The 13,038-nt window shown below is 32.7% G+C and carries 8 protein-coding genes; 6 read left to right on the forward strand and 2 right to left on the reverse strand.

Annotated features, from left to right (window positions below; genetic code table 11):
* Nucleotides 1–62 precede the first annotated feature (62 nt).
* Both BTJ66_RS02440 and BTJ66_RS02445 read right to left on the reverse strand, forming a co-directional pair.
* Nucleotides 63–2,684 carry a YfhO family protein gene (locus tag BTJ66_RS02440; RefSeq protein ID WP_099089400.1) on the reverse strand — a complete coding sequence of 874 codons (2,622 nt, stop codon included), beginning with the start codon at nt 2,682–2,684 and terminating at the stop codon, nt 63–65.
* Nucleotides 2,685–2,722: 38 nt separating this feature from the next.
* On the reverse strand, nt 2,723–5,302 hold the full coding sequence (locus BTJ66_RS02445; protein WP_099089401.1) for a YfhO family protein: 2,580 nt from the start codon (nt 5,300–5,302) through the stop codon (nt 2,723–2,725).
* A 360-nt stretch (nt 5,303–5,662) separates the two neighbouring features.
* Here BTJ66_RS02445 and ylqF point away from each other — a divergent pair, with 360 nt between their 5' ends.
* From ylqF to topA, 6 genes are all read left to right on the forward strand, one after another.
* Entirely contained in the window at nt 5,663–6,523 is an 861-nt protein-coding gene (ylqF, locus tag BTJ66_RS02450) for a ribosome biogenesis GTPase YlqF (protein WP_099089402.1), read from the forward strand.
* Nucleotides 6,524–6,529: 6 nt separating this feature from the next.
* Complete coding sequence (locus tag BTJ66_RS02455) at nt 6,530–7,300, forward strand: ribonuclease HII (protein ID WP_099089403.1); 771 nt, start codon at nt 6,530–6,532, stop codon at nt 7,298–7,300.
* 107 nt (nt 7,301–7,407) lie between these two features.
* The gene (gene sucC, locus BTJ66_RS02460; protein WP_099089404.1) at nt 7,408–8,574 is read left to right on the forward strand and encodes an ADP-forming succinate--CoA ligase subunit beta; all 1,167 of its coding nucleotides are present in this window, start codon (nt 7,408–7,410) and stop codon (nt 8,572–8,574) included.
* Between the two features lie 21 nt (nt 8,575–8,595).
* On the forward strand, nt 8,596–9,501 hold the full coding sequence (gene sucD, locus BTJ66_RS02465) for a succinate--CoA ligase subunit alpha (RefSeq protein ID WP_099089405.1): 906 nt from the start codon (nt 8,596–8,598) through the stop codon (nt 9,499–9,501).
* 317 nt (nt 9,502–9,818) lie between these two features.
* Complete coding sequence (gene dprA / locus BTJ66_RS02470; protein ID WP_099089406.1) at nt 9,819–10,694, forward strand: DNA-processing protein DprA; 876 nt, start codon at nt 9,819–9,821, stop codon at nt 10,692–10,694.
* A 203-nt stretch (nt 10,695–10,897) separates the two neighbouring features.
* Entirely contained in the window at nt 10,898–12,964 is a 2,067-nt protein-coding gene (gene topA / locus BTJ66_RS02475) for a type I DNA topoisomerase (protein ID WP_099089407.1), read from the forward strand.
* The last annotated feature ends 74 nt before the right edge of the window (nt 12,965–13,038 follow it).

Genomic DNA, 13,038 nt, shown 5'->3' on the forward strand with positions numbered 1-13,038 from the left:
ACTACTTTATAATATAGTCTTGGGCTTTAATCATTTATAAGATATACGTTAATCACAAAAGATTAAATATGATCCTTTGAAGTTTGTGAAATTCGTTTTGCAAAAATCAGACTGCTTATTATACCAAGTATGGTCAAAATAATTAAGGTTTTATGGTAAGGAGGAGTGTATGTTAATTTAATTGTCTCTTGTCCTTTTTTAACAGGTATAACTGTCATAATACCATTACCTTGCTTAACAGTTAGCTCATTGTTTCCTTCATAAGCCTTCATGCCATCACGATAAGCCATAGGCAGTACTAAATAGCCAGAATCATTTTTATGCTTTTTAATCGTATAGCCATTACGTTGCTGTGTGACATGGACAGCGTCTAATGAGTGGGACGCGCTACGTAATGTATGATAATCTTCCCCATATATGCCTTTTACACTTACTCGGTATTTCCCTTTGGATAATTTAAGATTTAGGATTTCGCTTGCTTTAACTCTCATTGTAATGGGTGTTACGAAGCGTCTGTATTTATACGATAATGCGTTACGGTGTTGGTTATACTCATTAATGCCAACATTATGTTCCTTGTCAGGAGAAAGTAATTCGATATCCATTTCTACATACAGATCTTTATACTTATTAGTAATAGACTTAGGTAATTGATAACGTAAACCACCGTTATCTTTTTCAACAACAAGTTGGTGATTACGTATTCTATGAGCATTATTCAATGATGCGGAAGCATGATCGATTAAGTTATTATTAGGAGCAAAACGCTTATTAGCTGACGTATGATCATCGAATACCACGCCTTGGAGCATCGCTTGTTCTTTATCTAGTGGTGATTTTAAGTCTTTTGGGCTATAAACATTATCTGTGATATGCGCACTAGGATAATTGATATGATTCACAGAATGTATAAAGCTTTCTTGTTTAGAATGATGAACAGTATCTTTTTGAGTAAATCCATATGGCATGTTTAAGTCATCAGGGCGACGAATACGATCATTAACGTCCCACAATGCCATTAGATTGGCACGATTAGATAATAGGCGATACGTGCTGTTTTTGTCGGTATGCATATTAATTTGTAATGTTTTATCATAATATTTTAATATATCACCATCAAAAATACTTGAATATAAGGCAATGCCATTAAAGTGGTAAATCATTGGTGAATTTAATCCATATTGCGACATATAATCAATACGGTTTAACGAATCCTTCTGTTGCTCATTAATTGAATCTATTTTCTCAGCCAAGGCTGAACTTTTATAATCGGAAGCTTGCATCGCTTGTTTAGTTGATTCATAGTTTTTCACATTGTTATGATAGTCATTCGTTAATATGAAGGCTTGTTGTACTACAAATAAACCGATGACTCCACTAATAAACCAATGATTCCTTAATAGAGGCTTTTTTAGTAATAATAAAGCAATAAATAACATGAGAATGAAGCAAATAAGCATCCATGACATTTTTTGTTCTGTAACAATGATATTCATGATTGCCATAATAATTACTACGGGAATACATGTGATTATATACGACTTTAGCGTTATTTCAGATAAATGTTGAATAAATAATGCCATGAGACCAGAAGACATAAATGCAAATATGTATACCCATCTTCGCTCTGGCGTAGAAAACCCATTAAACATACTATCGAAATATGGAGTTAAAGCACCAATTAACATCATCCAAGTAGCTATTGCAAATAATCTATAATAATAATGTTTATATAGTTTGAATGATAATAATGCGACTATAGTAATAATTGAAACGGTAATATAAAAGCCATTTGAGAAAAAGTGCTTTTGACGTGCAAAATCTGTAAATAATTGAATTTTAAAATGTGGATTGCTGACTCTATCATTATTTAAAAACGAAGTGACGCCCGTATAAAACCCCCAAATGCCACACAATGTGCTTAAAAAGACTGCTATGAATAGCAATAAAAGTTGCTGTTTGCGAGAAACAATATCTTTTGGATGTGGAAAGATATATCTATACATAATGTACGCAAAAATTATAATGGCTTCATAATAACTGAAATAAAAATTTGAAAATAACGTTAATGCAATGACAAAGATAAAGAGTCCTATTTTCTTTTCTTTATAAAAACGTTCAACCCCTAATAATGATAAAGGAAGAAAAATAAGTAAATTTCCATAATAAGACCACGTGAAATTGAAATAAATTACAGTACTTGAGGATGCATAGAGCATTGCCGCAAGTAACACGGCGTAATTTTTAAATTTTAAATAGCTAAAAAAATAAAATGAAATTACAAAAGTGACAATACCTTTCACAAAGGCGACGATAAGTTGATTACTTGCCCAATAACTAATTTGGCTAGGATTGCTATTAAATAAAACCTCTGATAACCAAACAAAAACGAAGTTAAGCCATGTAAAAGGTGAGGTAGAATAATAATAGGCTAAATCTTTTACATAATCTCCACCAAGCCCAAATGAATGATCATAAAAGCTTTTAAAATGGCTAAAATGCTCATAAAGATACATTTGAAAGGGCATCATTTGCCTATAACCATCGCCAGAGCCACTAAAGACAATGCCCTGTGTCAAATATCGATAGATGTAAGGTGTAAATGTTAAAAGTGCTACTAAAATACCCATTACGATAATACAAAATAATCTTGAAATTTTGTGAGACCAAAGTTTACGAAACATGGTTATACCTCATCTACGACAAACTCCTTTTAAATTATTTATTTATTCTTATATTTCTTGCGAATAAACCATGTAATTGATCCTACTATAAAAATAATAGAAATAGTGGACACGGTATACCAATATTTCGGACGATATTTGATAATGATTTCCTTACTGTCTTGTGAAACTGGCACACCCGTCATCATATAATTCACTTTTAATGGATTGACTTTTTTGTTATCAACATAAGCAATCATTCCTTCACGATACGGAATGTTAATTGAAGCAATCCCTTTTTCATGTGGACCTAACTTGACTTTTACACCGTTTTTAATATCGGTATAATGACTTTTATTATTTTTTTGTTTAGATGCTGCTTTTAAATGATCGTAGTTTTCACCGTGGAGACGCTTAATATCTAAATAATAATTACCTGTGGGATTCAACTCAATATTTATATTACCATGTTCATCGGGTTGTGTTCTATATAATTGTGTATCTATTCCTGTTCGATAAGTTGAGTTGTTAAATAAACGATTGTTTGAATAATCATTTATTTTTACCGAAAAATTACTGTCTGGTAAGCCACGTTTAACTTTAACAGTTAAATAAAAATCACTATAATGATTTCTTAAATTTTGGGGTATGTGAATTTGCACGCGATTATCATTGTTAGAAACATGTATAGCCTTATGTTTTTTTCTATCAATATGATGGTAAGTAATTTGAGCTTGATTTAATAAATTTGGTGCCTTATCTGCATAAGGTGTACCTGCACCATTTAAAATGATGCCATCCATCATTGCATGTTCCTTATCAATCGGTTCATGTAAATCTCGTGCATTATATAGTTTATTAGAAACGCGTACCGATGGTAAATTTAATGTATTTTCATATATTTGATACTGACCAACACTTTTGATGTTTTTGAAATATGCTGGGATGTTATGTTGATAGTTTTTGAGCATAAGATATTTAACAGAAAACAAACTGTTTATATTTTGACGCCCATTTGTTGACTGGTATCTACTTACAGATTCTTCCTGCATGTTAATTTTCAATTCATCATAGTAGAAATCTAAAATATGATGATCAAATATACTAGAATAAATACTCAAACCTTTAAATTGTTGATACATCGGTGTATTATCTTGTTCATTGACCCGCCAATCTATACGTTCATCTCCCTGTTTATATCCATTCATAGTATCAACTAATTGTTGTTGTAAAGGGGTGTTGAAAAGACTTGCATTAACATAATGCGTATTGGCACGTTTAACATGATCTTCAAAATAAATTTGATTACGTATAAAAACAATGGAAACTAACATACCTAAGGTCATAATTGAAAAAATAAATAAATTGGATAATTTAACTTTGACGTTGGCATCGTTGATTAATAAAATCAAAAAACCAATTAAACTAACAACTGGTGCAAACCATACCCATGCAACGACATCATCATAATACCACGCGCTTACACCGATAAAACCTAACGATATAATTGACGAAAAAATATAATTTGGAATTGATACAGTTCTAAAATATTTTACATATAAACCAATTAAAATTGCCGAGCTAAATGCGATTAAATAATGCCAGCGTTTTTGAGGTGCTGAAAAACCATTGAATAATTGGTCAATAAACGGAAAGAAACTAGCACATATTAAAATAGTGGTGAAAATCGCAAATAACTTGAAGTAATAATGTTTATATAACTTGAATGAAAATAAAGCCTGTCCTGTGATAAACAAAAGAACGATTAGATAATTATCATAAAAGATATTTGTGTTTTGGTTAAATTTCTCAAATAAGTCAACGTTGCCTTCAAAAGGGATACGTCTATTATTAAAGAAACTTTGAATTGCAGGGAAAAAGAATGCAAGGCTACACCCCAATCCGATAAGAGAAACGATACACAAAGTAGTGAAAGCTTTAAGCCTAGAGACTATGTCGTTATGATGTCGGAATATCAATCTGACACTAAGGTAAACGACTCCGGTTAATAATTGATAATAAGCAAAATAAAAATTATTTATTAACGAAATTGCTACAATTATGATAAATAAGCCTGTCTTTTTATCTTTTAAATATCGCTCAATTGACCATAATAATAAGGGTAACCAAATAAAGACATCACTAAAGAATGGCCAATATACTGTGAATCTAAAATAGATTGGTGAAATTACGAAAATAAACGCTGCCAATAGTGCAATTTTCTTATTTAAGGAAATGTATTGAACATATAGATAAGTAGCAAGCATTGCAACAGCTGATTTAACAATCGAAACAACGAGCGCATTGGTCATCCAAAACATCATATCAGTGGTATCAAATGATATAAAAACTTTAAATAAAACAATTACAAGCACATTAATAATAAAAATAATATTGGTGGAGAAATAATAACTTAAATCAGTAAAAAAATCTCCACCAAGTCCAAAATCTGTAGCATAAAAGAAATTGCCGTTACGCCAGTTATCAAATAAATACATTTGAATTGGCACCATTTGTTCCATACCATCATTAGGACCTGTGAATAAAATGCCATCATGAATAAATCTATATATAATGTAACTGTGGCCAATGACTGCCAATATTACAAACAAACAAAGATATAATAATTTTTGTTTCATAGGCAATCTCCTATTAAGGTATTTAATATAATTCTATTATATCTATATTTTAGTTATTTAGATAAATATAACTATTATTTAAAGTGAGTAAAGTTAAAGTGTTATTTTTTTAATTTTCACAAAGAATGTCTCAAAATTCAAGTTATTATCAATGCATTAATGTAATTGGCAATGAAAATAGAAATCATATGCATCTGAAGTTAAATTTTGTTGTAAAATTAATGATAATGAGCCATTAGATTGTAAATTTGTTTATATCATGCACAGCAGCGTGTTATGATGCTTAAGTCAACTAAACGAAGTATAGGAATAAAATGATAAACAATGCTTAAAGTAATAAGAAGTAGAAGGGTGATATATATGGTAATTCAATGGTATCCAGGTCATATGGCCAAAGCAAAAAGAGAAGTAACAGAACAATTAAAAAAAGTAGATGTCGTATTCGAACTTGTAGATGCGCGTATACCTTATAGTTCTAGAAATCCGATGATTGATGAAGTAATACAACAAAAACCAAGAGTAGTTATATTAAATAAAAAAGATATGGCGAACCTAAAAGAACTGGAAAAATGGGAATCCTTTTTTAAAGAACAAGGATATTATCCGGTAGCAATTGATGCGAAACACGGAAAAGGACTAAAGCAAGTTGAACAAACTGCAATCAAGGCAACAAGAGAAAAATTCGAGAAAGAAAAGCAAAAAGGGTTAAAACCACGTGCAATCAGAGCGATGATAGTGGGCATACCCAATGTAGGTAAATCTACACTAATTAATAAACTTGCAAATAAGTCAATTGCTAAAACAGGTAATACCCCAGGTGTAACCAAGCAACAGCAGTGGATTAAGGTAGGGAATTCATTACAACTATTAGATACGCCAGGTATATTATGGCCGAAATTTGAGGACCAGTTAGTAGGTAAGAAATTAAGTGTTACAGGTGCGATTAAAGATAGTATCGTTCACTTAGATGAAGTAGCAATTTATGCATTAGATTTTATGAAATCGTATGATTATGAAGGATTAATACAACATTATAAAATAGATGTGTCTAAAGATGCAGACAATATAACATGGTTTGATGCAATAGGGCGTAGACGTGGATTGCTACGTCGTGGTAACGAAATTGATTATGAAGCGGTTATCGATTTGCTCATACATGAAGTTAGAAATGCTAAAATTGGCACGTATACATTTGATGTTATTTCTGAAATGGACGTGTGATTTAGTATGAACATAACAATTCAAGAAGTGAAAAGTCTGTTACAAGATATCCATTCGATTCATGAACTAGAACATAGTGACTTCAATGAGGATGAGCGTAAAGGTGTCCAAAATGCAATTATACAGAGACGTAAACAATTAGAGAAAGAGCAAGCATTAATAGCGAACTATGAAAAAATGACTGAATTTGAAAAAGCTATTTTAGAAAAAAATCAAGAGGCACTTATTTGTGGTATAGATGAAGTAGGTCGTGGCCCGCTTGCTGGCCCAGTCGTCACATGTGCGGTTATTTTAAATAAAAATCATCATTTTATCGGATTAAATGATTCTAAAAAACTATCGGCGAAACATCGAAATATAATTGAAGGTCAATTACTTAATGATGTACATGCGTATGCTTATGGGTATGCTTCGGTAGAAGAAATAGATCGCTTTAATATTTACGAAGCGACAAAATTAGCTATGCTAAGAGCGATTGAAGGATTATCGATTGCACCGACACATCTGCTTGTAGATGCAATGACGTTAGACATAGATATCCCACAAACGTCATTGATTAAAGGCGACGCCAAAAGTGTTTCTATAGCTGCTGCTAGTATATTAGCTAAAGAACATAGAGATAAATACATGCGTGAATTAGGTGAAAAATATCCCGGGTATGGTTTTGAAAATAATGCTGGCTATGGGACGCAACAACATCTAGATGGTATTAAAAAGTATGGCATTTTAAATGAACATCGAAAAACATTTGAACCAATTAAATCTCTTACAAATTAATAGTTAAAATAAAATAATTGAATTAAGTAGGTTAAATGAGTTTACAATAGCGCTTTCATTTCTTATAATTGAATATGAACTTAACCTAAGAAACAGGAGGATGGAGAATGAATATCCACGAGTATCAAGGTAAAGCAATATTTCGTTCTATGGGCGTTGCTGTCCCAGAAGGGCGCGTAGCATATACTGCTGAAGAAGCAGTTGATAAAGCAAAAGAATTAAATTCAAAAGTTTATGTGGTTAAAGCACAGATTCACGCAGGGGGCAGAGGTAAAGCTGGCGGTGTTAAAATCGCTAAATCACTTTCTGAAGTGGAAACTTATGCTAAAGAATTATTAGGTAAAACACTTGTTACACATCAAACTGGTCCAGAAGGTAAAGAAATTAAACGCCTTTACATAGAAGAGGGCTGCGATATTCAAAAAGAATATTATGTTGGTTTTGTAATCGATCGTGCGACAGATAGAGTTACTTTGATGGCTTCAGAAGAGGGCGGTACTGAAATTGAAGAAGTTGCTGCTGAAACACCTGAAAAAATCTTCAAAGAAACAATTGATCCTGTTGTAGGATTAGCACCATATCAAGCTAGAAGAATTGCTTTTAACATTAATATTCCTAAAGAATCTATTAATAAAGCGGCTAAATTTTTAGTATCATTATATAATGTATTCATCGAAAAAGATTGTTCAATCGTTGAAATCAACCCACTAGTAACAACAGGTGAAGGTGAAGTTTTAGCATTAGATGCAAAAGTTAACTTTGATGACAATGCGTTATTTAAACATAAAGACATACAAGAATTACGCGATTTAGAAGAAGAAGATCCAAAAGAAATCGAAGCTTCTAAGTATGATTTATCTTATATCGCATTAGATGGCGACATTGGTTGTATGGTTAACGGTGCAGGTTTAGCAATGGCTACTATGGATACAATTAATCACTTCGGTGGAAATCCGGCAAACTTCCTTGACGTAGGGGGCGGCGCAACAAAAGAAAAAGTTACTGAAGCATTTAAAATTATCTTAGGTGATGAAAATGTAAAAGGTATCTTTGTAAATATCTTTGGTGGCATTATGAAATGTGACATTATCGCTGAAGGTATTGTTGCTGCAGTTAAAGAAGTTGAACTTACTTTACCACTCGTTGTACGTTTAGAAGGTACAAATGTTGAAAGAGGTAAAGAAATCCTTGAAGAATCAGGATTAGCAATTGAACCAGCAGCTACAATGGCTGAAGGTGCACAAAAAATCGTAAAACTTGTTAAAGAAGCATAAGGAAAGGATGGGAGCACGAAGATGAGCGTATTTATTGATAAAAATACAAAAGTAATTGTACAAGGTATCACAGGGGCAACTGCCCTTTTCCATACAAAACAAATGCTTGAATATGGCACACAAATTGTTGCTGGTGTAACACCAGGTAAAGGTGGACAAGTTGTTGAAGGCGTACCGGTATTCAATACAGTTGAAGAAGCACAAGAAGAAACAGGTGCTACAGTGTCAGTCATTTATGTACCTGCACCATTTGCTGCAGATGCAATTTTAGAATGTATTGAAGCTGAGTTAGATTTAGCAATCTGTATTACTGAGCATATTCCTGTAATTGATATGATTAAAGTGAAACGTTACTCAGAAGGTAAGAAAACACGTGTTGTTGGACCAAACTGCCCAGGTGTGATTACCGCTGATGAATGTAAAATTGGTATCATGCCAGGATATATTCATAAAAAAGGCCATGTAGGTGTTGTATCACGTTCCGGTACTTTAACTTATGAAGCCGTGCACCAATTAACTGAAGAAGGTATAGGACAAACTACTGCTGTAGGTATTGGTGGCGACCCAGTGAACGGCACAAACTTTATAGATGTATTAAAAGCATTTAACGAAGATGATGAAACTAAAGCTGTTGTCATGATTGGTGAAATCGGCGGTACTGCAGAAGAAGAAGCAGCCGAATGGATTAAAGCTAATATGACTAAACCGGTTGTAGGTTTCGTTGGTGGACAAACTGCACCTCCAGGTAAGCGTATGGGCCATGCTGGCGCAATTATCTCAGGTGGTAAAGGTACTGCAGAAGAAAAAATTAAAACGCTTAATAGTTGTGGCGTGAAGACTGCAGATACTCCTTCTGAAATTGGCACAACATTAATTGATGCTGCTAAAGAAGCGGGCATCTATGAACAATTATTGACTGTTAAGTAATTCACTACATTAAAGGTCAGCACAAATTCCGATAATATGTCGGAGTTTGTGCTTTTTTAGGTTACATCAGTAGGTATAAACTTTAATAATGAACTATTTATATGGTAGAAACTCGATTGGTTCATATAAATTTGAAGCTAATGAATGCGAATTCTAAAGAAATGAATGAATAAAAAAATAACGAAATAATATGCGTTTATAATCTCCTTTAAATTACTCATTAAATGGTTATTACTTTTCAGGTTGGATTGAAAGATAACTGTAATGCTACGTAATCATTTTTACAGTATAATTAGAAGTGTAAAGGAGTACGATAAATGAATGATCTTGACCTATTAAAATTACGATTTGCTGGATTGTCAACGCAACAAATACATCACCTTTTTAAATTTTATCCGTCATTTATGTCATATAGTAATTTGGAAAGACGATATGTGCTTAAACAATTTTTAAGTACACGTAAATTAACTAAAAGAACGGACATACTTCGAACTTATATGTCGACTGATACTAACATGTTTGTTGAACAATTAAAAAATTGGGAAGTCCAATTTATAACTATCAATCACCCCCTATATCCGCCGTTATTGCGTGAAATTCATGATCCTCCGCTCATCCTTTTTTACCGTGGAAAGCTTACTTTAATGCAATCTTCACATACACTTGCTATTATTGGTTCAAGACAAGCAACGAATTACACTTTGAAAACATTACAAACATTCTTCCTACGCTTTAAAAAAGGAAATCTAACGATTGTATCCGGCTTAGCAAAAGGTGCAGATTCAATCGCGCACGAGCAAGCGTTGTTATTTAATATGCCAACAATTGCAGTACTAGGATTTGGTCATATGCATCATTATCCGAAAGAGACAAATGAAATAAGAAGGCAACTTGAGCACAAGGGGTTAGTGATAAGTGAATACCTACCTTTCGAAAAGCCAAAAAAGCATTATTTTCCGGAAAGAAATCGATTAATAAGTGGTCTTTCTAAAGGTGTATTTATAACAGAATCTACTGAGAACAGTGGAACAAGTATTACGACAAATTGTGCATTAGAACAAAATAGAGAAGTCTACGTTTTACCTGGTTCAATATATAATAAAATGACACTAGGGAATTTACAGAGTGCGCAAGAAGGGGCGAAAATAGTGTTGCGTGCAGAAGATATATTAGAGGATTTTATTACAGGATAAGTAAATACTATACAACTTAAAAAAGTTCTGTTATTAACACTATGTTTTTTTAATAATTTATGAAAAAATAATGACAAATGATAAAGTTTTAGATGGAATTGGGATATAAATTAAGGCTTATCAAAATTAAAAACATTGACAAAATCAAAATACACCGTTTATCATTTATCTTTGTAATTAGAAAATGCAAGGGGGTAACTACTTTGGCAGAAAATTTAGTCATAGTTGAATCGCCTGCAAAAGCTAAAACCATTGAAAAATATTTAGGTAAAAAATATAAAGTAATTGCATCGATGGGGCATGTTAGAGATTTGCCTCGTAGTCAAATGGGCGTAGATGCAGAAAATGATTATGAACCCAAATATATTACGATACGTGGTAAAGGTCCTGTTGTAAAAGAATTGAAAAAACATGCTAAGAAAGCGAAAAAAGTATTCTTAGCGAGTGACCCCGACCGTGAAGGTGAAGCGATTGCTTGGCATTTAGCAAATATATTAAATTTAGAAGATTCAACAGAAAATAGAGTAGTGTTTAATGAAATAACAAAAGATGCAGTGAAAGATAGCTTTAAACATCCTAGGGGCATAGAAATGGAACTTGTCGATGCACAACAAGCGCGTCGTATATTGGACCGTCTCGTTGGATATAATATTTCACCTGTATTATGGAAAAAAGTAAAAAAAGGGTTGTCTGCTGGACGTGTCCAATCAGTGGCTTTAAGATTAGTCATTGATCGCGAAAATGAAATTAGAAATTTCAAACCAGAAGAGTATTGGAAAATAGAAGGTGAATTTAGATATAAAAAATCAAAATTCACTGCAAAATTTCTGCATTATAAAAACAAGCCATTTAAATTAACTGAAAAAGCAGATGTTGAAACGATAACGTCACAGTTAGATGGAGATCAATTTGAAGTTACTAAAGTAACTAAGAAAGAAAAAACACGTTACCCAGCAAATCCATTTACAACATCAACACTACAACAAGAAGCGGCTCGTAAATTGAATTTTAAAGCACGCAAAACAATGATGTTAGCACAACAATTGTACGAAGGTATTGATTTGAAACGACAAGGTACAGTTGGTTTAATCACTTATATGCGTACGGATTCGACGAGAATTTCAGATCAAGCAAAATCAGAAGCGAAAAGTTATATTCAAGAAACATATGGTAATGATTACACATCTAATCGAAGATCAAAAGGACAAGGTGATCAAGATGCGCATGAGGCAATCAGACCATCCAGTACATTGCGTACGCCAAATGAAATGAAAAATTTCTTAACTAGAGATCAACATAGACTCTATAAATTAATTTGGGAGCGTTTTGTTGCTAGCCAAATGGCGCCAGCGATTTTAGATACAGTTGCAATGGATTTAACGCAAAATGATATCAAATTCCGCGCAAATGGACAAACTATCAAATTTAAAGGTTTTATGACATTATACGTTGAAACAAAAGATGATAGTGAAGAGGGTAAAGATAATAAATTACCGAATATTGGTGAAGGTGAAAAGGTTACCGCTACAAATATTGAACCATCTCAACATTTCACGCAACCACCACCACGTTATACTGAAGCACGCTTAGTCAAAACAATGGAAGAGTTGAAAATTGGACGTCCATCCACATATGCACCAACGATTGATACAATCCAAAAGAGAAATTACGTAAAAAATGAAAGTAAACGCTTTGTACCTACTGAATTAGGTGAAATTGTTCATGAGCAAGTTAAAGATTATTTTCCTGAAATTATTGATGTTGATTTTACGGTAAACATGGAAACGCTATTGGATAAAGTTGCCGACGGAGAAATTGGTTGGAAGAAAGTTATTTCAGATTTTTATAGTAGTTTCAAACAAGATGTAGCGCGTGCAGAAGAAGAAATGGAAAAAATAGAAATAAAAGATGAACCAGCAGGTGAAGATTGTGAAGTATGTGGTTCACCAATGGTTATAAAAATGGGACGTTATGGCAAATTTATGGCATGTTCTAATTTTCCAGATTGTCGTAATACAAAAGCTATTGTTAAAACAATTGGCGTGACTTGTCCTAAATGTAAAGAAGGCGATGTTGTAGAACGTAAATCTAAAAAGAATCGAATCTTTTATGGTTGTTCTAAATATCCAGAATGTGATTTTGTAACTTGGGATAAACCAATTGGTAGAGACTGTCCTAAATGTGAGCATTACTTAGTTGAGAAAAAACAAGGACGTAAGAGCCAAGTGGTATGTTCAAATTGTGATTACAAAGAAGAAGAACAAAAATAACATATTACAAATTAAGTAATTTGAAATCATCTAGGTATACGAAAAAATATTTTAAACAATAACAGCAACTTAAG

This window comes from Staphylococcus edaphicus (genome assembly GCF_002614725.1).
Lineage (GTDB): Bacteria > Bacillota > Bacilli > Staphylococcales > Staphylococcaceae > Staphylococcus > Staphylococcus edaphicus.

Bases quoted from the DNA above. Each gene is read 5' to 3' on its own strand.
- BTJ66_RS02440 (WP_099089400.1), bottom strand. From the start codon at position 2,684: ATGTTTCGTAAACTTTGGTCTCACAAAATTTCAAGATTATTTTGTATT.
- BTJ66_RS02455 (WP_099089403.1), top strand. From the start codon at position 6,530: ATGAACATAACAATTCAAGAAGTGAAAAGTCTGTTACAAGATATCCAT.
- sucD (WP_099089405.1), top strand. From the start codon at position 8,596: ATGAGCGTATTTATTGATAAAAATACAAAAGTAATTGTACAAGGTATC.
- dprA (WP_099089406.1), top strand. From the start codon at position 9,819: ATGAATGATCTTGACCTATTAAAATTACGATTTGCTGGATTGTCAACG.
- ylqF (WP_099089402.1), top strand. From the start codon at position 5,663: ATGGTAATTCAATGGTATCCAGGTCATATGGCCAAAGCAAAAAGAGAA.
- sucC (WP_099089404.1), top strand. From the start codon at position 7,408: ATGAATATCCACGAGTATCAAGGTAAAGCAATATTTCGTTCTATGGGC.
- BTJ66_RS02445 (WP_099089401.1), bottom strand. From the start codon at position 5,302: ATGAAACAAAAATTATTATATCTTTGTTTGTTTGTAATATTGGCAGTC.